Below are 24680 nucleotides of genomic sequence, written 5' to 3' on the forward strand. Positions count from 1 at the left end.
CACATACTAGCAATTAAACAACACCATCGTCAAGAAACTTTGCTATTTCTACTAAAAATTTCTATTAACGATCGGATTTTTAAAGAAAACGCTTCCTTTTCTTCTTTTTTTGTCGTCTGTCTTGGTAATCTTTCCTATTTTCGTTATAATATACAAAGATGCAATCAAAGAAAAGAGGGATGAACCATGTCTTTTGATGGTGTATTTACCCATTTAATGGTCCAAGAACTATCCGAAGAACTGATTCATGGTAGAATCAGTAAGATTCAACAGCCTTATGAAAATGAGGTCGTTTTGATCATCCGATCAAAAGGAAAAAATCATAAATTACTACTTTCGGCTCATCCGAGCTACGCACGGGTACAGCTGACAACCATAAGCTATCTTAATCCAGAGACACCGCCAAATTTTGTAATGATGCTGCGAAAATATCTGGATGGAGCGATTCTAGAGACAATTGAACAAATCGACAATGACCGTATCTTACATTTTACTTTTAAACGACGAGATGAGCTGGGAGATCTACAACAATTGGTTCTAGTTGTTGAATTGATGGGGCGTCATAGTACCGTCCTGCTTTTAAATAAAGAGACGGGTAAAATTCTGGATGCGATCAAGCATATTGGTAGTTCACAGAATACCTACCGTTCACTGCTTCCTGGTGCTGAATACATTACACCACCAAAGCAAGACCGCGTAAATCCATTTAAAGCCAGCGATCCACAAATTTTCGACATTCTTTCAACGCTAGAAGCGATCAGTGGCAAATCCCTGCAGGAGCGCTTCCAAGGGCTGGGTAAAGATACTGCCGAAGAGCTTGCCTCACGTTTGTTGGCGAAAGAAAACGAAAAGCTTCAGGTTTGGACAAGCTTCTTTCAACAGTTGGCAAATCATCCTGTCCCAACGCTTACTCGCACAGAAAAAAAAGAATTTTTCACGCCAGTCCCGTATCCTTCCTTAGAGTCACTTGGCACAGAGAGCCAAACTTTCGATTCTCTCAGTGCTTTACTGGATGCCTTTTATCACGATAAAGCAGAACGGGACCGCGTCAAACAACAAGCGGGTGAGCTATTAAAAAAAGTTGAGAATGAATACAAACGTAATCAACTGAAATTGAAAAAACGCCAGCAAACGTTGAAGGATTCCGAAGGTGCTGAGCTGTTCCGACAAAAAGGTGAACTGTTGACGACTTTTATGGCACAAGTTCCTCGAGGCATTGATTCTGTAACTCTGGAAAACTATTACGAGGAAAACCAGCCTATAGCAATCGTCTTAGACCCTGCTTTGACTACCAACCAGAATGCCCAAAAATATTTTACTCGTTATCAAAAACTAAGAAATGCAGTCAAGTTGGTAGGACAACAAATCGAAGAAACCAAAAATGAACTAACTTATCTGGAATCCGTACTTTCTCAACTAGAGATTGCTGGACCCTTGGAGATTCCCTATATTAGAGAAGAACTGATCGACCAAGGGTATCTAAAAAATCGTCAGACGAAAAAAAAGAAACGCGAGAAAAAATCTCAGCCAGATAAATTTCTTTCTTCAGACGGTACAGAAATTTTCGTTGGGAAAAACAATTTGCAAAACGATCAACTGACCTTGCGAACAGCTCGAAAAACAGATTATTGGCTGCATGCAAAAGACATCCCTGGCTCACATGTGATTATTCGCAGCAGTGACCCATCCGATGAAACGATTCTAGAAGCCGCTGAACTTGCTGCTTATTATTCTAAATATCGTCAATCAGCGCAAGTACCTGTTGATTTGGTTCAAGTCAAACATATCCGCAAACCCAATGGATCTAAACCGGGTTATGTCATTTACGAAAATCAGAAAACCTACTATGTCACGCCTCATGAAGAGAATGTGCTGAAATTAAAGGCATAAAAAGAGCTGCCTGTCACTTTCTAGTGGCAGACAGCTCTTTTTGAGTCTAAACAATCGCTTCTTCCTATTCACAATAAAAGATAGCTCTATCCTTTGTATCTTGAATCGGACGGTTATTGTTTTCCAATACTTCTTCACGAAACTCTTCGATAAATAGACGACTCATTTCCCCTACCGTATCGAAAACAAACCAGTTGACTGGCCCCATTGTCGGCGGCGTTGTCAGTGAGCCAACATAGTGGAAATGGCTTTGTTTTTTCGGCAGAAAGATAGAAGGATCAAACCATTGAGTATGTTGTTCAAAATCCCAGATACTATCGTCTTGTCCATTACAGATCCAATTTGGTTTATCTGTTAAATTAAATAAGACACCAACGACTAAATTTTCCTGATCCTTATTTGTATGTACCAAATGAAATTCAAGCTCTGTCTGCGTTTCATCAATAATGTGTTCGCTAGGCATGTGAAAATGAATGTCCGTCAAATGATACTCTACACCCTTGAAGACCACATAGCTTTCGGTATCGTAGGGAACAAAGTGGATCGTATTTTTAAATTCTTTTTCAGTGAATTTTTCTTTTTTGTAATGGAAAGAAAGAACTTCATCGCCCATCTCTTTTGTTTCATTGTGGTGAAGATGGATAGGTGATTGATAAGGAAATTTTGCTCCCTCTGCATACCAGTCACATAGCGTATGCCAATATCTTGGTCCGTTGGCACCCTTGTAGCTCCATTCCACATCCATATTCCTTTTTTTCTTCAATGAATTTCCTCCTTTGGGGTCACGCTTTCTATGACCGCACTTTATGCTAACAAATTTTCCTAAAAATGAGAATTATTTTGCATCAGAAAACCCATGAATATTTTGAATGTTATTATATAAGCAGACTTTATTTTTTCCTGCTTGTTTTGCTTGATACAGCGCAATATCAGATTGTAGCAGCAATTCTTCCAGTGTCTGTTGTTCACCAGTTTCAGCATAGCTAACTCCAACACTGATTGTTAGATGGATCAAATGGTTTTGCCAAGAGATCTGCATTTCAGAGATTCGTTTCCTAAAAGAGTCTGCAAAAGCAATCGCTTGTTCATGACTGAGCGAGGTAAACAAGAAAGCAAATTCTTCACCTCCATAACGACCAAAAACAGTATCTGGAATCAATATTTGTCGATTGTTACGAATTTCTTCACAGAGTCGCTTTAGAATGGTATCGCCACAGGGATGTCCATAACGGTCATTAATCTCTTTAAAGTTGTCGATGTCTAGTAGCATCACGACACGATCATTTTGATTCTGAGTAGCTATTATACGTTCTTCAGCTTTTTTAAAAAAAGCTCTACGATTGTAAACATCCGTCAGATAATCGTACATCGCCTGTTCATGCAGCTCTTTCAATAACTCTTCTTTTTCAGTAACGTCATGTAAAACAACATATACGGCGCCATTGCGCAGTTGTTCCACTTGCTGAGGTGGCGTAATCTCAAAGATTCGTTCCTGATCTTTGACTGTTAATGTGACTTGCTCCTGTTCATAAAAATCCCAAATCATTGACATTTCATCTCCAGGAACCAGTTCAGCTAGTTGAGGTAAAATGATTTTTGCAGAAGCATTGGCATCGATAAAGCAGAATTCACGATCAAAAACGATAAAGGCATCTTCCATTGAGCTGATCAGCTGATTTTTTGCCAGCGGTACTACCTGCAATAAGTCTTGATAATTGGCACAATAAATCAGCGTCGCTGTAGAAAAAGCCGTCGCGATTGGCGTAAAATCATAAAAAACCTCCTGTTTGAACAGCAAATAAGCCATACTAGCTGCGACTGGTGCAGAAAAACCGATCATCAAAGGAATACTTTGCTTTCTCTTCAACTGATTTTCTCCGAAATACACTTCAAAAAGTAGACCAAAAATACAAACAATAATGAGGTAGCTGTAAATACTATGTACGTGATACCAAGGACCCGGTGAAATAAGTGCATTCGCAAAGATCCGATTGGAAATATAAGCTACCTCTGTATAAAAGACATGTGTATGTGGATAGCTTTGCATAGCTATCAGTGTGACCATGGGTACAAGAAACAACGCCCCTGCTTGGATCATAGACAGCTTCTTTTTTCCAAAGGTGTCTCTTAAAAACAAATAGCAGCTAGGAAGAATAAATGGGAAGGTCATATACTGAATTCTAACACTATAGAGAGCTTCGAATAGATTCTCTGACTGGAGTTCCAATAAATAACCAAAGGTATAGAGAAAGGCCTGGAATGACAACAAAATAAAGAAATACGACTTTTCAGCATTTCGATACTTCACAGAATAAAACATCATGGCTAGTGCCATAAAAGTAGCAAAGTAACTTAAGATTATCGGCAAATTGATCACTGTTTCTCTCACCTTCTCATCAAATTTATAAACTGGTAAAATCGCCCTTAATACAATAAGAGCGATTTTACAACTTTCTTATTTTGAGATCCAGTTCTCTGGATCTTGTTTCCAAGCCTGTAGCAACTCCAAATCAGCTTCATTGATATATTCTGAAGTAAGCGCTGTTTCAACCAGTGTAGAATAGTTCGTTAGTGTTGTCAAAGGGATTTTAGCGTTTTCGAAGTTTGCCAGACCTTTGGGTAATTCATAAGTAAAGATAGCAGAAACACCCACTACATCGGCACCTTCACGTTCAGCTACTTCACATGCTTCTAGTACACTACCACCTGTAGAAATCAAATCTTCGATAACGACCATTTTCTGACCTTTTTCAATCCGACCTTCAATTTGATTGCCCTTTCCATGATCCTTAGCTTTACTGCGGATATAGACCATTGGCAAGTTCAAGATGTCTGCGACCCAGGCAGCGTGAGGAATCCCAGCTGTAGCTGTTCCAGCAATCACCTCAACCTCTGGATAAGCAGCTTTGATTTTATCTGCCAGTCCTTGAGCGATTGCTTTGCGAACCTCCGGATAGCTCATCGTGATACGATTGTCGCAGTAAATCGGACTTTTGATGCCACTTGCCCAAGTAAATGGGTCGTTTGGGCTTAAAAATACTGCTTCGATATCTAATAAATCTTTGGCGATTTTCGTTTCAATTGTAGTCATTAAAGTGATTCTCCATTCCATTCGTTTTTTATAGCTAAGTAAGCGGCCACTGGATCAGCTGCCTGTGTGACAGGACGACCAACAACAATAACACTTGAACCAATTTCTTTGGCGATCGCAGGTGTTACCACTCGCTTTTGATCACCCACAGCAGCACCACTCGGACGAATTCCTGGTGTTAGACACATGAAATCGTCCGAAGTTGCTTCATGGATTTTGGCTGCTTCCAGCGCAGAACAGACAACGCCGTCCAAACCAGCTTTTTCAGCACATTTGGCATAATTCAAGACACTTTCTTCCAAAGTAGCTGAGATGAGCTGCTCTTTTTGCATTTGTTCTTCGCCTGTAGAAGTTAGTTGAGTGACAGCGATCAGTTGGGGCACCTGCGCCCCTTTTTTTGTACCAGCAGTCAAACCACGTTTGGCAGCAGCCATCATTTCAATGCCTCCAGCGGCATGAACATTGGTAATCGCTACACCTAAATTTGCCAGTCTAGTCATTGCACGCTCAACAGTATTAGGAATATCATGTAACTTCAAATCCAAGAAAATATCATGCCCCTGTTCTTTTAACCAGCGAACGATTTCAGGTCCTTCCTGATAAAAAATCTCCATTCCTACCTTTACGAACAACTTTTCGTTTTCGGGAAATTTTGCTAAAAACGTTTCAATTTCTTTTTTTGATGGAAAATCTAAGGCAATAATAGGGCGTTCGATCATTGATTTCTTTCCTCTCTTACTTGTTTGGTTAGGGTTTCAAGGGATTCGATCCCTAATTCGGCCATTCGAATCGGTAAAGCGTCAATCAATTTAGGACAAATATAAGGATCAGTAAAGTTTGCCGTTCCTACCCCAACAGCACTGGCACCGGCTAGATACATTTCCAACACATCATCCACCGTCATAACGCCACCCATTCCAATGATAGGCAGATCCGAAGAATTAGCTACCTGATTGATCAGCCGAATCGCCACCGGTTTGATCGCCGGACCAGACAAACCACCCGTTTGGTTGGCAATGATTGGTTTCCGGGTCTTCAAATCAATGCGCATACCTAAAAGTGTATTGATCATCGTAAAGCCATCAGCGCCACCAGCTTCGATCGCTTTGGCGATAGGAACAATATCGGTCACATTAGGTGAAAGTTTAACATAGATCGGTACAGAGGAAACTTTTTTGACAGCTTCTGTCAATTGGCGAGCCACTGTTGGATCTGTACCAAAACTGATCCCGCCATGCTTGACATTTGGACAAGACACATTCAGCTCGATCGCTTTGACATTCGGCGCTTTGGAAATTTCTCGGCAGACTGTCACATAGTCTTGTTCCGTAGAGCCAGCAACATTGGCAATAATCGGTAAATCTGGATGTTTTTGATGCAGCTCTGGCAAAATCTCATTGAAAACCACTTCTAAACCAGGATTTTGTAGACCGATGGCATTCAGCATCCCACTAGGTGTCTCAGCGATACGAGGCGTTGGATTGCCAAAGCGGGGCTCAGGAGTAGTGGCTTTAATCATCACAGAACCCAGTTGATCAATATTGTAGTAAGTATCGTATTCTTTTCCAAAGCCAAAACAACCACTGGCAGGAATGATCGGATTTTTCAGATCAAGTCCAGGTAAATGCACAGCCAAAGGATTTGTCATCATAATACCACCTTTCCTGCTGGGAAGATCGGTCCTTCATCACAAATTTTCAAACTCTTCTGACCGGTTTCGTCATCTTGCAAATGACAGACACAAGCATAACAGGCACCCATTCCACAAGCCATTCGTGCTTCAAGTGATAGCTGAACATTGTTGACTTTCCCTAGATAGAGCTGTTCGACAGCACGCAGCATTCCGTTTGCTCCACACGAAAAAACGGCTTGCGGTATCTCAGAAGCTGCTAATAATAAATTACCCACATTTCCGTGGACGCCATAAGTCCCATCGTCTGTGGCAATCCGTGTCTCTCCCAATGCACGAAACTCTTCTTCATAGTACATGACTTCTTTAGAGGCATAACCTAAAAAATGGACTGGTCTAGCTCCTAGTGCAATCACTTGCTTTGAGAGCTCATACAATGGTGGAATACCGATTCCTCCACCTACTATATAAACTGTGTCACCTTCATGAATATCAGAGAGCTGGAAACCATTTCCCAACGGTCCCATCACGTCTAGCTTATCGCCAGCTTTCATTTCAGAGAACACCCGTGTTCCGTCTCCTTCGATTCGATAGATGGTTCGACACGTTCCTGCTTCATGATCAATATTATTGATGCTGATCGGTCTTCTTAACAACAGATCATTGCGAGGAACTCGGATATGGATGAACTGTCCCGAGACGCTCATCTGTTCGACAAGCGCTCCTTTGACAGTCATCTCATAAATACGTGGTGCCAGTTGGCGTTGAGAAGTGATCTCCATCATCTCTTGTTTCATGTGATTCGTCCTTTCTTTACTAGATCGCTTTGGTAGAAAAGACGCGAGACTCCATTACTTTTAAGATTGCATCTGCAGTATCTAATGAAGTGAACAGAGGCACACCATGTTCCACCGCTTCACGACGAATCAAAAATCCGTCTTGAGAAGCATTTTGGCGATTCTTATCCATCGTATTGATGACAGCTTGGGTATTGCCGTTACGGATGATATCCAAGACTGTTTCACCATTTGATTCTTTGATTTTTGCTATTTTTTTCACGTTCAAGCCATGTGACTCAAAATATTCTGCGGTTCCGCTAGTCGCAGTCAGGATGAAGCCAATGTCTGAAAAACGCTTAGCCAAGGCCAAAGCTTCTTCTTTTGTCTCATCAGCAATTGTAAACAAGACTGATCCAAACTCCGGAATATGCAGCCCGGATGCTTCGAAAGCTTTGTACAAGGCTTTTTCTAGATTACTATCTGAGCCCATGACCTCACCAGTTGATTTCATTTCTGGTCCTAAATAAGTATCGACCTTCAATAGTTTAGTGAATGAGAAGACTGGTGCTTTAACATGAACCTCACGAGATTCAGGATACAAGCCGTCTTCATAACCAAGCTCTGTCAATTCTTGTCCCAAGATTGCTTTTGTTGCAATTTGCGCCATTGGAATCCCCGTCACTTTGCTTAAGAATGGCACTGTTCGGCTGGCACGCGGATTAACTTCAATCACATAGACTTGATTTTCATGGATGACAAATTGAACATTCATCATACCGATACAGTTCAAACCTAATGCCAAACGTTTCGTATAATCTTCAATGGTTGCAATCAGCTCATCCGATAGGTTTTGCGGCGGATAAACTGCCATCGAATCACCTGAATGGACTCCCGCACGTTCGATATGCTCCATTATACCCGGAATCAAGACCGTTTTTCCATCACAAATTGCATCAACTTCACATTCTTTTCCAAGAAGGTAGCGATCGACCAATACTGGATGCTCTGGAGAGGCTTTAACCGCATGTTTCATGTAGTCTTCCAGATCATTTTGATTTTCCACGATTTCCATCGCACGACCGCCTAAAACATAGCTTGGACGAACAAGTACTGGATACCCGATACGAGTAGCGATCGCTACCGCTTCTTCTGCGTTGGTAGCAGTATCACCTGGAGGTTGTGGGATGTCCAGAGCTTTTAGAGCCTGTTCGAACAAGTCACGATTTTCTGCACGATCCAAATCTTCAATGCTTGTGCCCAAAATCTTAATGCCAGCTTTTACCAAAGGCTCCGCTAAGTTGATTGCTGTTTGACCACCAAATTGAACGATCACTCCGATCGGTTTTTCCAAATCAATGACATTTAAGACATCTTCTAACGTTAATGGTTCAAAGTATAGTTTATCCGAGATCGAGAAATCTGTTGAAACGGTCTCTGGATTGCTGTTCATGATCACTGCTTCATAGCCAGCCGCTTGGATCGCCTTGACAGAATGGACGGTCGCATAATCAAACTCTACACCTTGACCAATTCGGATCGGTCCGGAACCCAAAACTAAGACAGAAGGCTTTTCACTGCGAATGCTTTCGTTTTCAAGCTCATAGGTACTGTAAAAATAAGGCGTAGATGATTCAAATTCAGCAGCACAGGTATCGACCATTTTGTAAACTGGTTGTAGACCTTTCTCCAAACGTAGTTCACGAACTACTTGTTCACTTGTCTTCCAAAGCTCTGCGATTTTACGATCTGTAAAGCCATTTTGTTTAGCGATTTTTAAGACATCGCTATCGTTGGCTTGCTTTGCAAGTTCTTGTTCGATCTCGATGATGTGTAACAGTTTATCCAAGAAAAAGAGATCGATCTTAGTCAATTCTGCTAATTCTTCCACTGTATAGCCTCGGCGAATCGCTTCTGCCAAATAGAAGAGGCGATCATCCTGCGCTTTGACGATTTTATCCGTTAATTCGGAATCCGTTGTTTCGGCCAACTCTTTGATTTCTAAATGGTAAGTGCCGATCTCCAAAGAACGTACAGCTTTTAATAGGGATTCTTCAATATTTCGACCAATCGACATGACTTCCCCAGTTGCCTTCATTTGCGTTCCCAGTAGGCGTTCACCGGTCTCAAATTTATCAAAAGGCCAGCGAGGAATCTTGGCAACAACATAGTCTAAGGCTGGTTCAAATTCAGCGTAAGTTGTTTCTGTTACAGGATTTTTCATCTCATCCAATGTAAGACCAACAGCGATCTTCGCTGCCAACTTGGCGATCGGATACCCAGTCGCTTTACTAGCCAAAGCTGAAGAGCGAGAAACACGTGGGTTGACTTCGATCACGTAGTAATTGAAACTATGAGGGTCCAATGCCAATTGGACATTACAGCCTCCTTCGATTTTCAAGGCACGAATGATCGATAGAGAAGCATCACGTAGCATTTGATATTCATAGTCAGAAAGAGTTTGACTTGGGGCAAAGACAATCGAGTCTCCTGTATGGATACCTACCGGGTCAAAGTTTTCCATGTTACAAACCACAATGGCATTGTCCGCAGAATCTCTCATCACTTCGTATTCGACCTCTTTGAAACCAGCAATACTTCGTTCGATTAAACATTGTGTGACTGGTGAGAGCTTCAAACCATTTTCTGCGATGTGACGCAACTCTTCTTCATTGTCACACATCCCACCGCCAGTTCCTCCTAAGGTAAAAGCGGGACGAACAATGATTGGATAGCCAATAGAATTGGCAAAATCAACAGCTTCTTCAACAGTTGTCACGATTGCTGATTCAGGGATTGGTTGATCCAGATCTTCCATCAACTTTTTGAACAAATCTCTGTCTTCTGCTTGATCGATTGCTGTCAGTTTTGTTCCCAGCAACTCGATTTCAAGCTCATCCAAAATTCCTGATTTCGCTAATTCCATAGCCATATTCAACCCAGTTTGTCCACCCAATGTTGGTAAAATAGCATCCGGCAATTCTTTTCGCAAGATTCTCGAAACAAATTCAAAAGTGATTGGTTCGATATAGACTTGGTCTGCGATCTCTTTGTCGGTCATGATCGTAGCTGGGTTTGAGTTGACCAAGACTACTTCATATCCTTCTTCTTTTAGTGCCAGACAGGCTTGCGTGCCTGCATAATCAAATTCTGCAGCTTGTCCAATGACGATCGGTCCAGAACCGATAACCATGATCTTCTTAATATCTGTACGTTTTGGCAATTTAGTTCTGCTCCTTCCATGCAACCATCATTTCTAAAAATTCATCGAATAAATGAGCCGCGTCATGCGGTCCAGGGGCGGCATCTGGATGATACTGCACACTGAAAGCTGGATAGCGGCGATGACGTACGCCTTCGATCGTCTCATCGTTGACCTCCACGTGTGTGACGATCAAATTCTCTGGATCGATCGATTGTTCATCGACAGCAAATCCATGGTTTTGCGAGGTGAAATCAATTCTTCCTGTAGCGATTTCTCTGACCGGATGGTTTAATCCGCGATGGCCAAATTTCATTTTGTAGGTATCCGCACCATTCGCTAGTGCGAACAGCTGATGACCTAAGCAAATACCAAAGATCGGTACTTTTCCTTGAATGTTACGAATCATTTCAATGGCTTCGGGTACACTTTTCGGATCTCCAGGTCCATTCGTTAACATCACGCCATCCGGAGACAACTCTAAGATCTCTTCGGCAGTGGTATTGTACGGCAGAACCGTTAAGTTGCAGTTACGTTTTGAAAGCTCGCGCATGATACTGTGCTTCAAACCAAAATCGATTACCACAACATTGTGTCCTGTTCCCGGACTTGGATAAGGCTTTGCAGTAGAGACTTGCTCCACTTGGTTGGTTGGTAAAACAGCCGCCTTCAACTGATCATAAGCATGTTCAAAGGTATCACCACTGTCAACGATACTTGCTTTCATCGTCCCGTGTTCGCGAATCTTGCGGGTCAGGGCGCGGGTATCAATCCCTGAGATTCCTGGAATCTCTTTACGCGTCAAAAATTCATCCAGTGTCATTTGATTACGCCAGTTACTGGCACGACGGGCGTGTTCCTTGACTACCACACCTTTACAAGTTGGCGCGATCGATTCATAATCGTCCCGGTTCACTCCATAATTTCCAACCATTGGATACGTAAATGTAATGATCTGTCCGTTAAAACTTTGATCGGTGATAGTCTCTTGGTAACCTGTCATGCTAGTGGTAAAAACAATCTCTCCAAAAACATTGACCTCAGCACCAAAGCCTTCTCCTTCAAAATAGGTACCATCTTCTAATATCAACCAGCGCTTCATTCTATCTCCCATCCTTTTGCCATACAAGTTTTCCGTCTACAAAGGTATATAAAGTGTCACCATACAATTTCCAGCCAACAAACGGTGTATTGACAGCTTTTGACAAGAATTGCTTATCATCCACTACATATTCTGTCTCCAAGTCAAAGATGGCCAAGTCTGCAGGGGCACCGATCGTCAAGCGACCTGTGGCTTCTAACCCAAAAATTTCGGCTGGTTTAACAGCCATCCAGTCAATGACTTGTTCCAAAGTGAAGATCCCAGTTTTTACAAAATTTGTGTAAACCATTTGGAAAGCATATTCTGAACCTACGATACCAAATGGCGAATGAACAAATGATTGGCATTTTTCTTCTGTTCCATGAGGCGCATGGTCAGTTGAAATACAATCGATCGTTCCATCCAGTAAGCCCTCGATCAATGCTTTTTGATCATCTGTCGCTCTCAATGGTGGATTCATTTTCCAAAAGCCATGATCTTCCGGAATATCTTCATCCACAAGTACCAAGTGGTGAGGACAGACTTCTGCAGTCACATGAATTCCTGCTTGTTTTGCTTCACGGATCACACGAACACTTTCTTTCGTCGAAACGTGACAAACATGGTAATGGACACCTGTTTCTTCTGCTAACAATAAGTCTCTAGCAATCTGTGAAGACTCTGTGACACTCATGATACCTGGCAATCCCAGTTCTTCTGAGCGTTTGCCTTTATGCATAACTCCATCAAACAATAAAGATTCATCCTCTGTGTGAGCAACGATCGCCATATTATTTTTTGCGGCTTCATTCATGGCAAGATACATCGTCCCAGCTGTTTGAACTCCTACCCCGTCATTAGTGAATGCAAAAGCGCCAGCTTTTTTCAAGCCTTCTTGATCAACGAGTGTTTCACTGCGAAGTTCTTCAGTGATCGGTGCATACTGTAGTACTTTAACAACAGCATCGCGATCAATGATTTCCTGAACCGCTTGAAATTTTTCGACTGTGTCAGGAACTGGATCCAGATTCGGCATCGCACAAACGGTCGTAAAACCGCCCCGAGCTGCTGCCAGACTCCCCGTTGCAATTGTTTCTTTGTAGGTAAAGCCAGGCTCTCTAAAATGAACATGGACATCCACTAATCCTGGAGTGATTAATTGTCCTTTTGCATCAACGACTTGATCAAAGGATTCGTTGTCAAAGTTTTCACCGATCGCGTGGATTTTCCCAGCTTCGATCCAAACATCTACGCTTGTTAATTGATTCTCGTGAGAAAGGATCTTCCCATTTTTTATTAGTGTGCTCATTTCCAATTCCTCCTTATGATTTACCTTCTAAAATAGCTTCTAAAATTGCCATACGGACGAAGACGCCATTTGACATTTGAGTAACAATTCGTGATTTGTAGCTTTCAACCAATGAATCAGCAATTTCAACATCCCGATTGACCGGAGCTGGATGCATGATGATCGCCTTTTCTTTCATTTTGTTTGCACGTTCGATCGTTAGACCATACTTTTGATGATACTCTTCTTTTGAAAAGCTTTCGTTCTCATCATGTCGTTCGTGCTGTACTCGAAGGAGCATCATCACATCTACCTCTGAAACAAGCTCATCTAAAGGCAGATAATGTCCATAAACCTCAAAAGAGCGATCGTACCAGGTTTCTGGCCCCGAGAAATACACCTGTGCCCCCAAGCGTTTCAGCATCTGCATATTAGATTTGGCCACTCGAGAGTGGGTAATGTCGCCAACGATCGCTACTTTCAAATTCTCAAAGGAACCAAATTCTTCGTAGATCGTTAGCAGATCAAGCAAGCATTGTGTTGGATGCTGGCCACTACCGTCACCGCCATTGATGATACTGCATTGAATCGTGCGGCTTTGAATCAATTCGTCATAATAATTTTCATCACCGTGGCGAATAACTGCAACATCAACGCCAATTGCCGACATAGTTAAAACAGTGTCATATAGCGTTTCACCTTTTTGTACAGAACTAGTTGAAGCGTCAAATTCTATGACATTCAATCCTAGCTTCTTTTCAGCGACTTCAAAACTTTTATGTGTACGGGTACTGTTTTCAAAAAACAAATTAGTTGCAAAATACTGATCCTTTTCAGGTGTCCATTTCGCACCGCGCTTAAATTCTTGGCCTCGTCGTATAAGCCCCATCACTTCTTGATCTGTTAATGCTTCTACTGTTAATAAATGTTTTAAACTCACTCGTTCTGATTTGATGATCACGTGTTTTCCCTCCTACTGGACTTCGCTTCTTGCCTTAGCGGGTAAGATCAAATTCAAGACAATCCCAATCAATGTTGCCAATGCCATACTTGTCAATTCAAAGTTTCCAATTTTCAAGTAAGCACCGCCGATCCCTACAACTAAAATCGCTGCAGTGATGACCAAATTACGTTTTTCGTCATAGTCGATCTTGTTATCGATCAAAATTCTTAAACCACTGGAAGCAATTACTCCGAACAACAGGAAACTAATTCCTCCGATAACTGGATTAGGAATGCTTAAAATCAGACTGCTGACTTTTCCAACAAAACTGAAGCAGATCGCTAAAGCTGCGGCACCACCAAGAACAAAGACACTGTGTACTTTAGTAATAGCTAGCACACCAATATTTTCTCCGTAGCTTGTTGTTGGAGGACCACCGATCAAACCACCGATGATTGTTGACAAGCCATCAGCAAACAAGGTTTTCTGTAAGCCTGGTTCTTTGAAGAAATCTCTTTTAGTGATTTTGCTCAAGACCATCAAGTGGCCCATGTGCTCGGTCATAGTAACAAAAGCTATTGGTGCCATACTAACTAAGGCAGCCATTGAAAATTCAAATTGGTAATCAACGAACATCAGCTGGAAATCTGGAACAGCCAGCCATGGAGCAGCTAAGACAGGTGCCAGATCAACGATTCCTACCGCCAAGGCAAACAAGTAACCACCGACGATCCCCAATAAGATCGGGATCAAACTCATGAAGCCTTTTAAAAACATGTTGAAAAAGATCGTGATTCCTAATGTGACTAATGCTACCATGAAGAATTTTGCATCGTATTCACCCTCGCTAAACATAGCGTTTTGCGCTGCCGTACTAGCCAGCCCCAGTCCGATGACCATAATCACAGGGCCAACAACGATCGGTGGTAAAATCTTGTCGATCCACTGTGAGCCGACTCTTGAAATGATCACCGCTACGATCAGATAAACAACTCCTGAATAAATGATGCCTTGTGCAACTGCTGGATAACCAGCAGTTGACATCAACGACTGCATTGCTGTGATGTAGGCAAAGCTACTTCCTAGATAAGCGGGTACTTTCCCTTTAGTGATCAGGATATAAAGCAAGGTTCCGATTCCTGAGCTGAACAAAGCGATACTTGGTTCCAAGCCAACTAAAATCGGTACTAATACAGTTGCTCCAAACATGGTGAATAAATGCTGTAAACTAAGGCCCAGCCAAGGGAAAAATCCTGGTTTGTCATGAATATCCAATACGGCTTCTGGGTTTCTAAATTCTTTCTTTGTCATTTTATTTGCTAGTCCTCCTTGCGATTGATCAAGATCCGGTCTTGACCGTCTGTCTCTTCCACTTCTACAATAATTTCTTCCGTCTGAGCCGTTGGGATATTCTTACCAACAAAATCTGCTCGGATAGGTAGTTCACGATGTCCTCGATCAACAAGGACAGCCAATGAGATTCTTTTAGGACGACCTAGATCCATGACTGCATCCAGTGCTGCACGAATCGTACGCCCCGTATATAAAACATCGTCTACTAGGATCACTTCTTTTCCTTCTAGAGAAGCAGGAATATCAGAGGCGTGAAGTTCGGCTTCAATCCCTTCCCTTTTGTTATCGTCTCGATAAAGCGTGATATCTAATTCTCCTACAGGAACAGAGACATTTTCCAACTGCTCTAAACGTTGGGCGATGCGATTGGCAATGTAGATTCCTCTCGTTTTAATTCCTACTAATACCAAATTGTCGATTCCTCGATTTCTCTCGATGATTTCATAAGTGATTCGTGTTAATGCACGTTTCATCGTTACCGCATCAATGACTTCCTTTTTCGGCATGTTTCTTCCTCCTTATGAATTTATATGCATAAAAAAACTCCTACCTCGTGAAGGTAGGAGAGAAGTTCAGCTAAATGATCGTATTCTAAAAAAGAAGACAATTCATCCATTCAAATAGCTTCTACTGCCCGCAGACAGAGCGACTACTTGATTCACTTCCTTCTTAGCCTCACAGGACTAACTTAAAGGATCAGTTGCATTTATTTAATTGAAATAACTATACTATTTTTCTCAAGAAAAATCAATTGATTTTACGTAATTTCTCCAAGTTTTTTTCAAAGATCGTTGGTAGTGGTGCTTCAAAAGTCATTTGTTCCTGCGTCTTTGGATGGACAAACCCTAACAGCTTCGCATGCAGAAACTGTCCATTCCCTTTTAAGGTTTTCTTTGGTCCATAAACAGGATCTCCAGCAAGAGGATAACCAATATACTGCATGTGAACCCGAATCTGGTGTGTTCGACCGGTTTCTAGCTGCAATTGAACCAGGGTAAAGTCTCCAAATCGTTCCAAAACAGTAAAATGAGTCACTGCTGACTTGCCTTCTTCCATCACTGCTTGCATCTTTCGATTGACCTTAGAACGTCCGATCGGTGCATTGATCGTCCCTTTTTCATGGGCAATATTTCCGTGAACTAAGGCAATATATTTTCTTAAAGTAGTTTTATCCTTCAGTTGTTTGGCTAACGCTTCATGAGCGGCATCATTTTTGGCGATCATTAGCAAGCCAGAGGTATCCTTATCGATTCTGTGGACGATCCCTGGACGAATGATTCCGTTGATACTAGAAAGATCCTTCAAATGATACAGTAACGCATTGACTAATGTGCCATTAGGATGACCCGCAGACGGATGGACCACCATTCCCTGAGCTTTATTGATCACCGCAACATCTTCATCCTGATAAACGATCTCTAAAGGCAGATCCTCCGCCACGACATCCAATGTTTCTGGTTCAGGAATAGAGATAATCAAATGATCTCCGGTTTTTACTTTGTAATTGGCTTTTACAGGCTGGTCATCCAACAAGACAGCCTCTTCCTTCAACCACTGTTGAATCTGTGATCGGCTGTGGTCTTTTAGTGCATCGGCGAGAACCTTGTCCACGCGCCCTTTTTCATCAGTGATTCGTACTTCTAATTTATCCATGCTACTTTCCTTTCATCTTTTCATCGAAAATTGTATAAATAAAAATCAGACCTACTCCGATGACTAAGGAAACATCAGCTACATTAAAAATCGGAAAGTTCATAAAATCTGTTTGGAACATGTCCACTACAAAGCCGACACGCATCCGATCAATAAAATTACCGATCGCTCCAGCAAGTACTAGAGAAAGACCAATCGTAAAAAATTTGTTTTCTTTACGGTAACGAATCAGCAAATACGTGACGACAGTGACCGCAATCACGGTAATTACTGCAAAAAACAGCATTTGTCCTTCGAATATACTCCAGGCAGCACCAGTATTTTGGATATAGGTCAAAGAAAAAACATTCGGAATGACCGTTTGCGTTTCACCTAATTGAAAATTAGAGACCGTCCAGTACTTGACCCATTGATCGATACCCACGATCACCGCACTTAATAAAAAATAAACAGCTAACACATACTTCAACTCTTTTCTTATAATATAAAAATATCCCTCGGGCGAATGATCCCTAACAAATTGCCGTTAGGATTGCCATCGGTTGTAATCAAAATAGCATCCAGTACTCCATTGTCGTGAAACATCCGCTCAATCTCAGTAACGGCAGTATACCGTGACACAAAAGCATAATTCGTCTGTTTGCCATCCCAAATAATCAATTCTTTAGCTGTACGATCCTCCAGTTTGATCTCTTCTTTGAGGCTTTCTTTGGCAAACCAGTAACCCAACGCTTTTAAGGTGATCAATCCTTGGAAATCTCCCTGTTTGTATAGAGGAAACTGAGAGTAGCGTTTCTCCGCAACGATTCGTAACAATTCTTTGATTGAGATATCCTGTTCAAAGCCGGTAACATGTTTGCCAAATCGTGGCAAGACAAGTTCAGGCTGTAGCAATTCTGTTTCTATTTTTCGGATTCGATTGACTAGCCATTGGTTCGGTTCAGCGATCACAAAATTTTCACCGACCTTCTCATGGACAATCGCATTTCTCAATTGAGAGATTTGCAACAAGTCATCTTCATACTTTTGTACAGGTAGATCTTGACGTGTACACAACTTCCGAACCATTTGACTAAAGCCCATATTTTTCGGATTGTTTAATTCTGAACGCAACCATTTTTCAATCCGGTTAAAACTGCTTAAAAAAACATCTGCTGCTTCTCCCATGAAATCCCTCCTGAGCAAATAAAAAGTTGACTGAACATATTTTTCCACCAAAATAAAGACAAGATCAGTTCAGATCTCTATTCTCTTAATCATAACAAATAATAGATAGAGAAGAAATCTTTTTACTGATTATAACGTAAAGACTGAGAAATAAATATCTTAGACTCCTGTAAATCAAAAAAAGTTCTTTAAAAAACGGGATGATCTCATCTTTTTTTCACTCTGAAATTAAAGACAGATACAATTCCGATAATTCTCGAAGACTTTTTAAAATCTTTTCTTCGACATTCTTGATTTGAGGCTCTCGAAAATAGAAAGCGCCTAATTGGAAGGTCTTGTCTTCCAGACTTTTTATGAACAGCTCTTGATTTTTCGTCTCTGTCAAATACGTATTTAAGAGAAGATGATCTGTTAGCTCATGCTCCTGTTGGCGCCAAATATAGTAGTTATTGGTGTCTCTGCCGGCACTCCATGCTGAAAGTTTTTTTAAAAGCTGATTATATGCGTCTACACTTCCGGTTCTTTTCTCACTCTGATAATGTTGAAACATCAAATAGATCTGCAGTTGTTTTTTATTCAACAGCACACCTAGACAAGCATTTTCATTTTGTCGATCAGTGGCTCGATAGGCACTCCAGAAATGATTGCGTAAATTCCAGCCATTCATCCAGCTTTCGATTTTGGGTTTGCCAAAAATCTCTGGATCCATTTTAGCATAAACATTCAACTGAATTTGCTTCCATTTGTTCCAAACTGACCGAAAACTCGCTTTTAGTTGTTCTACTTCAGATTCAGTCAAATCTTGCTTGATTTTTTCGAACGCAAACTGCTCTCTGTCAAAAATCGAAAAATCCTCTTCAAAAAGGTCGGTCATTGTCGCCACCCCTTTCATAAAAATTTTCATTTTCAGAATTTTACATGGTAAGTTGTTGTTTCATTTTTTGTAAAGACTAGTTAGTTATGAATAATTTTCGCAAACGGATCCTACAAAAAAGTAGACACTTCCTTAGCAGAAATGTCTACTTACAGCGTTCATTCTAAAACAAACCGACAGCATTTCCCTGCTCATCGATGTCCATATCTAAGGCTGCCGGTTTTTTTGGCAGACCAGGCATGGTCATGACATCTCCTGTTAAAGCCACGATAAAACCTGCTCCTAGCTTGGGAACAAACTCACGGATTGTTACTGAAAAATCCTTGGGAGCTCCAAGTAGAGTAGGATCATCAGAAAAAGAATATTGAGTCTTTGCCATACAAACTGGAAATTGGTCCCAGCCGAAGCGAGCAAAGTTCTGCAACTGTTTCTGTGCTTTCGCAGTCAATATGGCTTCGTTGCCCCCATATACAGTAGTAATGATCGTATTTATTTTTTCCTCGATCGACAGATCATACTCATATAATTTCTGATAGTCTGCTTTGTTTGTCTCAACTGCTTCAACCACCGCTTCTGCCAATTCTTTACCACCAGCTCCACCATTTTCCCAAACAGAGGCGCGACGGATAACGACGTTTTCTTGTTGGCACAGCAGTTCTAGCTGTTCAAATTCAGCCTCAGTGTCAGTCACAAATTCATTTAGAGCGACAACTACCGGTAATTTGTATTGCTGGATATTATGGATGTGTCGTTTTAAATTGGCAAATCCTGTTTTGATTGCTTCTACATTTTCTTCGGAAAGCTCTGTTTTTTCGATACCGCCGTGCATTTTCAACGCACGGATCGTTGCCACGATCACCACAGCGTCGGGTGCTTTTTCAAGGTTCGGCACTTTGATATCTAGGAATTTTTCTGCTCCCAAATCCGCACCAAATCCTGCCTCAGTCACGACATATTCACCTAAAACCAAGGCTGTTTTGGTAGCAAGTACGCTATTGCAGCCATGAGCGATATTGGCAAAAGGACCGCCGTGTACCAATGCAGGTGTTCCTTCGATCGTTTGTACTAAATTCGGTTTTATTGCATCTTTCAAAAGCAATGCCAAAGCACCCTCTACAGCCAAATCGCTGACTGTCACAGGTTCTCTTTGATAAGTATATCCAATCAGAATACGCCCCAAACGTTTTTTCAAGTCTTGAATATCGCTTGCCAGACAAAGAACCGCCATGATTTCACTGGCAACGGTAATGTCGAAGCCATCTTGTCTTGGAACACCTTGCAAAGGTCCCCCTAAACCAACAACTACTTGACGTAGTGACCGATCATTTAAATCCACGACACGCTTCCAAATCAGCCGGCGAGAATCGATGTTCAATTCATTTCCTTGATGGATATGATTATCGATCAGTGCTGACAAGGCATTGTTGGCTGTCGTAATCGCATGCATATCTCCAGTGAAGTGAAGATTGATATCTTCCATCGGCAATACTTGCGCTCGTCCGCCACCTGTTGCCCCTCCTTTGATTCCCATTACTGGACCTAAGGAAGGTTCTCTTAAGGCTAATACTGTCTTCTTATTGATTTGGTTCAAACTATCTGCTAAACCAATCGAAATCGTGGATTTTCCTTCTCCCGCAGGTGTTGGATTGATCGCAGTGACCAAGATCAGTTTTCCTTGTGTTTTAGAAAGCTCTCGTAAGGAAGAAACATCGATCTTTGCCTTGTATTTTCCATAGAGCTCAAGATTTTCCTCCTCCAGCCCTACTTTTTTTGCGATTTCTTTAATCGGCTTTAGTACAGCTTCCTGAGCAATTTCAATATCAGACTTCACACTAACACTCCTTTTTCCGAACGTTTTTCATTCGAATCTAAATTTAATCAAGAATAGCCCTATTATAACGAATCTTACAAGAAAAAGCACTAGCAAATCAAAAAAGCGAGTCATAAAAATCCAAGATCTTTATGACTCGCTTTCAAATTCCAGTAATGTAAAAGGAATGACCGATTTAATCTCCTGATAAAAAGAGTGTGCTGTTTTCCGTCGAATCTTGAACTCTAGTACTTTGTTGGCAAGTTCGATCTGAAGCATAGTGTCAGACAAACAAATTTTTTTAATCTCTGTGTATTCATAATACTCTTTTATCCAAAATCTTGAATAGGTAATTCGTACACCTTCTGAATCAAAAAACAGTCCTCTTTTTCTTGATAAATAAATCAGCACTAAAAAGATAAACAGGAAAAAGAAACTTTTCCAATGAATTGCTGCTTTCTCTAAAACGAAGATCAAACTGAGAAACAGTGAGATCAATGTGCATGACCAGTAAATAATGGCTAATGAACTTTCTAAGTACCAGCGGATTTTATGTTCCATTCTTCTCTCCTTCCAACATGATTCGTTATTTTTTAGTATAATAATAGAAAAGCACTTTTACAATACTATTTTTAAAGGAGTTTTCTATGATCAAAGCATATATTGACGCAGCAACAAAAGGCAATCCCGGTCCCAGCGGCGGTGGAATAGTACTGCTAGGACAGGATCTGTATATCCAAGAATCTTTCCCTTTGCCTGAATTAAGTAACCACCAAGCCGAATTCGCCAGCTTCAATCAGCTACTGGACTATTTATTGGATAAACGATTAGAAGAACAGACAATCATGGTTTATACCGATAGTAAAATTTTAGCGCAAACTGTCGATAAAAACTACACGAACAATCTAAATTTCCAAAATTATTTACAAGAAATCCAAGAAAAGTTGCCTTCTTTCTCTATGTTGATCCTTCAATGGATCCCTGAGAGTAAAAATAAAGGCGCGGATAACTTAGCGCGCCAAGGATTGCAAAAAGCATTAAAATTACAAAATCGGAGAAAGTAGTCGAGAAAAGTTTTGTTTGAATCTCAACCAGTAGCCTTGATTATCAATCATTTCCTTTGTCAGCAACCTCGATTGTTTCATATCTTTTTCAAAAATCTGTGCCAACTCTTCCGTTATTTCACGATTATAGGCAAAGGCACTGACTTCAAAATTCAGTGCATAGCTGCGAATGTCCTGATTGGTTGTCCCGAATGAAGAAATTGTATCATCCATAATAATCATCTTCGCATGGATAAAACCACCTTCATAAATATAAATCTTCACACCACGTCGCTGTAAATAATTGGCATAATATTGTGTTGCCCGATAGATGAAAGGATGATCTGGCATACAAGGAATCATGATTCGCACATCCACACCTGAGCGAACGGCAACTAAAAGAGCATTCATCATGGAGTCATCTGGGATTAGGTAGGGACTTTGCAGCCAAACTCTTTTTTCTGCAGCCAGCAGCATTTTAGTGAATCCGCCCTTGAGGATTTGCTCTTCTGTTTCTGGCCCATCAGCCACCACTTGCAGACTAACATTGCCAGCCTCTTCCTTCTCAGGAACAACAAAATAACGGTCTTCGTATTCAAGGGCGTCACTTAGATCCATGACTGAAGCATTCCAGTCGCGGATAAAGATTTCCTGAAGGGTAAACGAAGCAGTTCCTACGATTCTGGCATGTGTATCCCGCCAATAACCAAACTTCTTAGTGACCTCGAGATACTGATCACCCACATTAAAGCCGCCCGTCCAGCCGATTTTCCCATCGATCACAACGATTTTGCGGTGCAAATGATAATTTAGACGGGTCTTACGAATCAAGTTACGGGAAGTGATGAAGGGCACGACCTTCCCTCCCACGGCGACCAGTGGTTGAAAGAAGTTCTTATTGGTTCTTCCACCCCATGGATCGAAGACAACTCTTACTTCGACGCCTTCCTTGGCTTTTTCAATTAACACATCCAAAAAAGCATTGCCGATCTTGTCGTTGAAAAAAGCATAATATTCCACATGGACATTGTCTTCTGCTTGTCTAATATCTTCAAACAAAGCTTCGAATTTTTCTTTTCCATCCGTATAAAAAGTCACTTTATTTCCTTTGGTGATTGGAGATTCCTCCATATTGCGAAAATAATTTTTTAATAATTCCGATTCGACAGTCTTCACCGTTTGCCGAAAATACTGATTGTTTTGTTCAATGATCCCATTGATCTCAGCAATTCGATTTTGATGATCTTTGCTAAAACGATACATGATCTCCCCATCGATGCCTCTTCCACAAAATGCATACAAAATAAAACCAAGCCCTGGTAAAAAAACTAGAGTCATTAGCCACGCCAAGACACTCGAGATTGAGCGAGGTTTGCGGAATACAGTAATAATGGCTCCAATCGTATTGATCAATAACAATCCCCATAAGACTTGGTACGCAATTGCCATATCAAATATAATTTCCATCTATTTCTCCTTATCTTATAACAAATAATTATGATCAAATGTCACATCTAGTTGATAGTCACCCATCGTCTGCTCTACCAACTGCTGAATTTCTGCCAATAGTTGTCTTTCTGTTAAGTGAAAATTGTCCGGTACAACAAGATCAAATTGTAGTGTATTCTCGTTCTTTATCCGAAAATCGTGCAAACGCAACTTCCGATCAATTTGGAAAATGATTGACTGCACAGTATTAGAAACTGTCAAATATTCGATGTCTTGAATTGCTACGGGATCTAAATGACAAACCAATTCCACACCCAAATTCTCGTGAAAATCCTTTTCTATCTGATCGATCACTTGATGCGCTCGAGTCAAACTCCAGCTAGCATCAACTTCGATATGTACCGAAGCAAATCGTTTCTGAGGACCATAGTCGTGAACCAGTAGATCGTGATAGCCCAAGATTGCAGTAGACGCTGACAAGCGATCCTCCATTTCTTTGATCTCTTTGTCTGTAGGTCTGCTACCAAGTAATTCTCCTATAAAATCTTTGACCATCGAAAGACCACTATACACGATATAAAGTGCCAGTAAAAAACCGACATAGCCATCGATTTTTAAACCAGTTCCCCATTCCACCAACGCACTAACCAAAACAGCCGCTGTTGTATAGACATCATTCAAGCTGTCTTTGCTGGCAGCCTTCAATGTCTCCGAGTTGATTTTTCGAGAAAGGGTCAGATACATCCTTCCTTGCCAGATTTTAACCAAAATCGAAACGATCAATACTACAAACAAGTACGATGATAATCTAATATTTTCAGGTGCGATTATTTTTTTGATGGATGATTGTAGGAATTGAAAACCAACAAAGATGATGATGAAGGAAATGATCAGACCACTGATGTATTCAAAACGCTCATGACCATAGGGATGTTCACTGTCAGCTGGTTTAGAAGCGACTCGAAAACCGATCAAGGTCAGTATCGAAGAGATCGTATCAGACAAACTGTTCATAGCATCAGCCATGATCGAAACGGATCCAGCAGTAAAACCAATCACAAATTTCCCGATAAATAATATAATATTAGAAAGAAAGCCTAATTTTCCAGCAAGTTCCCCTACCCTAGTCCTTTGAGTTTCTTTATCCTTACTTTTTTGAGCTTTTTTTAGAAAAAATTCGATCATTCTCAAAGAACTCCTTTACCTATCATACATATAATGTTATTTTACCCTGAATTAGACCATTTCTACAAATAAAAACAATGAAATTCAGTTAAATAATACTGATTAGTTACTTATTTCCTCACTAGTGTTGCATTAAAATTTTAACATCATTCCCATGCACAAAAAAATCCTTTATAATGAAACTTGGATGACTTATCCAAGACCATAATAAAGGACTCAAGCATGGATAAGTATAAAACAAATTC

The 24680-nt window shown here is 41.0% G+C and carries 22 protein-coding genes; 2 read left to right on the plus strand and 20 right to left on the minus strand.

Features of this window, described 5'->3' with window-relative positions:
• The first annotated feature begins 186 nt into the window (after nt 1-186).
• The gene (efbA, locus tag ACWODM_RS13970) at nt 187-1890 is read left to right on the plus strand and encodes a fibronectin-binding protein EfbA (protein ID WP_455321961.1); all 1704 of its coding nucleotides are present in this window, start codon (nt 187-189) and stop codon (nt 1888-1890) included.
• A 64-nt stretch (nt 1891-1954) separates the two neighbouring features.
• Here the strand turns inward: efbA and ACWODM_RS13975 are convergent, their stop codons facing one another.
• From ACWODM_RS13975 to ACWODM_RS14060, 18 genes are all read right to left on the minus strand, one after another.
• Entirely contained in the window at nt 1955-2635 is a 681-nt protein-coding gene (locus ACWODM_RS13975) for a carbonic anhydrase family protein (protein ID WP_455321983.1), read from the minus strand.
• A 90-nt stretch (nt 2636-2725) separates the two neighbouring features.
• Nucleotides 2726-4258, minus strand: a complete 1533-nt coding sequence (locus ACWODM_RS13980; RefSeq protein WP_455321962.1) for a histidine kinase N-terminal 7TM domain-containing diguanylate cyclase — start codon at nt 4256-4258, stop codon at nt 2726-2728.
• 87 nt (nt 4259-4345) lie between these two features.
• Complete coding sequence (gene pyrE / locus ACWODM_RS13985) at nt 4346-4981, minus strand: orotate phosphoribosyltransferase (protein WP_455321963.1); 636 nt, start codon at nt 4979-4981, stop codon at nt 4346-4348.
• Nucleotides 4981-5700 (minus strand): orotidine-5'-phosphate decarboxylase, encoded by a 720-nt coding sequence (pyrF, locus tag ACWODM_RS13990; protein ID WP_455321964.1) that lies wholly within the window; start codon nt 5698-5700, stop codon nt 4981-4983. The genes pyrE and pyrF overlap by 1 nt, the downstream gene beginning before the upstream one ends.
• Complete coding sequence (locus ACWODM_RS13995) at nt 5697-6632, minus strand: dihydroorotate dehydrogenase (protein WP_455321965.1); 936 nt, start codon at nt 6630-6632, stop codon at nt 5697-5699. The genes pyrF and ACWODM_RS13995 overlap by 4 nt, the downstream gene beginning before the upstream one ends.
• Entirely contained in the window at nt 6629-7408 is a 780-nt protein-coding gene (locus ACWODM_RS14000) for a dihydroorotate dehydrogenase electron transfer subunit (RefSeq protein ID WP_455321966.1), read from the minus strand. The genes ACWODM_RS13995 and ACWODM_RS14000 overlap by 4 nt, the downstream gene beginning before the upstream one ends.
• 19 nt (nt 7409-7427) lie before the next feature.
• Complete coding sequence (gene carB / locus ACWODM_RS14005) at nt 7428-10610, minus strand: carbamoyl-phosphate synthase large subunit (RefSeq protein WP_455321967.1); 3183 nt, start codon at nt 10608-10610, stop codon at nt 7428-7430.
• A gap of 1 nt (nt 10611) precedes the next feature.
• Nucleotides 10612-11691, minus strand: a complete 1080-nt coding sequence (locus ACWODM_RS14010; protein WP_455321968.1) for a carbamoyl phosphate synthase small subunit — start codon at nt 11689-11691, stop codon at nt 10612-10614.
• A 1-nt stretch (nt 11692) separates the two neighbouring features.
• Entirely contained in the window at nt 11693-12979 is a 1287-nt protein-coding gene (locus ACWODM_RS14015; RefSeq protein ID WP_455321969.1) for a dihydroorotase, read from the minus strand.
• Between the two features lie 13 nt (nt 12980-12992).
• Nucleotides 12993-13919: an aspartate carbamoyltransferase catalytic subunit gene (locus tag ACWODM_RS14020; RefSeq protein ID WP_455321970.1), complete on the minus strand. Its 927-nt coding sequence runs from the start codon at nt 13917-13919 to the stop codon at nt 12993-12995.
• Nucleotides 13920-13931: 12 nt separating this feature from the next.
• Complete coding sequence (locus ACWODM_RS14025; RefSeq protein WP_455321971.1) at nt 13932-15212, minus strand: solute carrier family 23 protein; 1281 nt, start codon at nt 15210-15212, stop codon at nt 13932-13934.
• Nucleotides 15213-15220: 8 nt separating this feature from the next.
• Nucleotides 15221-15760: a bifunctional pyr operon transcriptional regulator/uracil phosphoribosyltransferase PyrR gene (gene pyrR, locus ACWODM_RS14030; protein WP_455321972.1), complete on the minus strand. Its 540-nt coding sequence runs from the start codon at nt 15758-15760 to the stop codon at nt 15221-15223.
• A 241-nt stretch (nt 15761-16001) separates the two neighbouring features.
• Nucleotides 16002-16907 carry an RluA family pseudouridine synthase gene (locus ACWODM_RS14035; protein ID WP_455321973.1) on the minus strand — a complete coding sequence of 302 codons (906 nt, stop codon included), beginning with the start codon at nt 16905-16907 and terminating at the stop codon, nt 16002-16004.
• Between the two features lies 1 nt (nt 16908).
• Entirely contained in the window at nt 16909-17367 is a 459-nt protein-coding gene (gene lspA / locus ACWODM_RS14040; protein WP_455321974.1) for a signal peptidase II, read from the minus strand.
• A gap of 17 nt (nt 17368-17384) precedes the next feature.
• Nucleotides 17385-18074, minus strand: coding sequence for a CBS domain-containing protein (locus ACWODM_RS14045; protein WP_455321975.1), 690 nt, complete (start codon nt 18072-18074; stop codon nt 17385-17387).
• 217 nt (nt 18075-18291) lie between these two features.
• Nucleotides 18292-18948, minus strand: a complete 657-nt coding sequence (locus tag ACWODM_RS14050; protein ID WP_455321976.1) for an HI_0552 family protein — start codon at nt 18946-18948, stop codon at nt 18292-18294.
• A gap of 163 nt (nt 18949-19111) precedes the next feature.
• Complete coding sequence (locus tag ACWODM_RS14055) at nt 19112-20779, minus strand: formate--tetrahydrofolate ligase (protein ID WP_455321977.1); 1668 nt, start codon at nt 20777-20779, stop codon at nt 19112-19114.
• 129 nt (nt 20780-20908) lie between these two features.
• Nucleotides 20909-21319, minus strand: coding sequence for an EbsA family protein (locus tag ACWODM_RS14060; RefSeq protein WP_455321978.1), 411 nt, complete (start codon nt 21317-21319; stop codon nt 20909-20911).
• Nucleotides 21320-21405: 86 nt separating this feature from the next.
• On the opposite strand from ACWODM_RS14060, the gene ACWODM_RS14065 reads away from it, so the two are divergent.
• Nucleotides 21406-21822, plus strand: a complete 417-nt coding sequence (locus tag ACWODM_RS14065) for a ribonuclease HI family protein (RefSeq protein WP_455321979.1) — start codon at nt 21406-21408, stop codon at nt 21820-21822.
• Here the strand turns inward: ACWODM_RS14065 and cls are convergent.
• Together cls and ACWODM_RS14075 are read right to left on the minus strand one after the other, a co-directional pair.
• The gene (gene cls, locus ACWODM_RS14070) at nt 21802-23268 is read right to left on the minus strand and encodes a cardiolipin synthase (protein WP_455321980.1); all 1467 of its coding nucleotides are present in this window, start codon (nt 23266-23268) and stop codon (nt 21802-21804) included. The genes ACWODM_RS14065 and cls overlap by 21 nt on opposite strands.
• 15 nt (nt 23269-23283) lie before the next feature.
• Nucleotides 23284-24435, minus strand: coding sequence for a cation diffusion facilitator family transporter (locus ACWODM_RS14075; protein ID WP_455321981.1), 1152 nt, complete (start codon nt 24433-24435; stop codon nt 23284-23286).
• Nucleotides 24436-24680 lie beyond the last annotated feature (245 nt).

Source organism: Enterococcus olivae, from assembly GCF_053760925.1.

What these genes read in the sequence shown, in the direction of transcription:
- efbA (WP_455321961.1), top strand. Translation starts at nt 187, where the DNA reads ATGTCTTTTGATGGTGTATTTACCCATTTAATGGTCCAAGAACTATCC.
- ACWODM_RS13975 (WP_455321983.1), bottom strand. Translation starts at nt 2,635, where the DNA reads ATGGATGTGGAATGGAGCTACAAGGGTGCCAACGGACCAAGATATTGG.
- pyrE (WP_455321963.1), bottom strand. Translation starts at nt 4,981, where the DNA reads ATGACTACAATTGAAACGAAAATCGCCAAAGATTTATTAGATATCGAA.
- pyrF (WP_455321964.1), bottom strand. Translation starts at nt 5,700, where the DNA reads ATGATCGAACGCCCTATTATTGCCTTAGATTTTCCATCAAAAAAAGAA.
- ACWODM_RS13995 (WP_455321965.1), bottom strand. Translation starts at nt 6,632, where the DNA reads ATGATGACAAATCCTTTGGCTGTGCATTTACCTGGACTTGATCTGAAA.
- ACWODM_RS14000 (WP_455321966.1), bottom strand. Translation starts at nt 7,408, where the DNA reads ATGAAACAAGAGATGATGGAGATCACTTCTCAACGCCAACTGGCACCA.
- ACWODM_RS14010 (WP_455321968.1), bottom strand. Translation starts at nt 11,691, where the DNA reads ATGAAGCGCTGGTTGATATTAGAAGATGGTACCTATTTTGAAGGAGAA.
- ACWODM_RS14015 (WP_455321969.1), bottom strand. Translation starts at nt 12,979, where the DNA reads ATGAGCACACTAATAAAAAATGGGAAGATCCTTTCTCACGAGAATCAA.
- ACWODM_RS14025 (WP_455321971.1), bottom strand. Translation starts at nt 15,212, where the DNA reads ATGACAAAGAAAGAATTTAGAAACCCAGAAGCCGTATTGGATATTCAT.
- pyrR (WP_455321972.1), bottom strand. Translation starts at nt 15,760, where the DNA reads ATGCCGAAAAAGGAAGTCATTGATGCGGTAACGATGAAACGTGCATTA.
- ACWODM_RS14035 (WP_455321973.1), bottom strand. Translation starts at nt 16,907, where the DNA reads ATGGATAAATTAGAAGTACGAATCACTGATGAAAAAGGGCGCGTGGAC.
- ACWODM_RS14045 (WP_455321975.1), bottom strand. Translation starts at nt 18,074, where the DNA reads ATGGGAGAAGCAGCAGATGTTTTTTTAAGCAGTTTTAACCGGATTGAA.
- ACWODM_RS14050 (WP_455321976.1), bottom strand. Translation starts at nt 18,948, where the DNA reads ATGACCGACCTTTTTGAAGAGGATTTTTCGATTTTTGACAGAGAGCAG.
- ACWODM_RS14060 (WP_455321978.1), bottom strand. Translation starts at nt 21,319, where the DNA reads ATGGAACATAAAATCCGCTGGTACTTAGAAAGTTCATTAGCCATTATT.
- ACWODM_RS14065 (WP_455321979.1), top strand. Translation starts at nt 21,406, where the DNA reads ATGATCAAAGCATATATTGACGCAGCAACAAAAGGCAATCCCGGTCCC.
- cls (WP_455321980.1), bottom strand. Translation starts at nt 23,268, where the DNA reads ATGGAAATTATATTTGATATGGCAATTGCGTACCAAGTCTTATGGGGA.
- ACWODM_RS14075 (WP_455321981.1), bottom strand. Translation starts at nt 24,435, where the DNA reads ATGATCGAATTTTTTCTAAAAAAAGCTCAAAAAAGTAAGGATAAAGAA.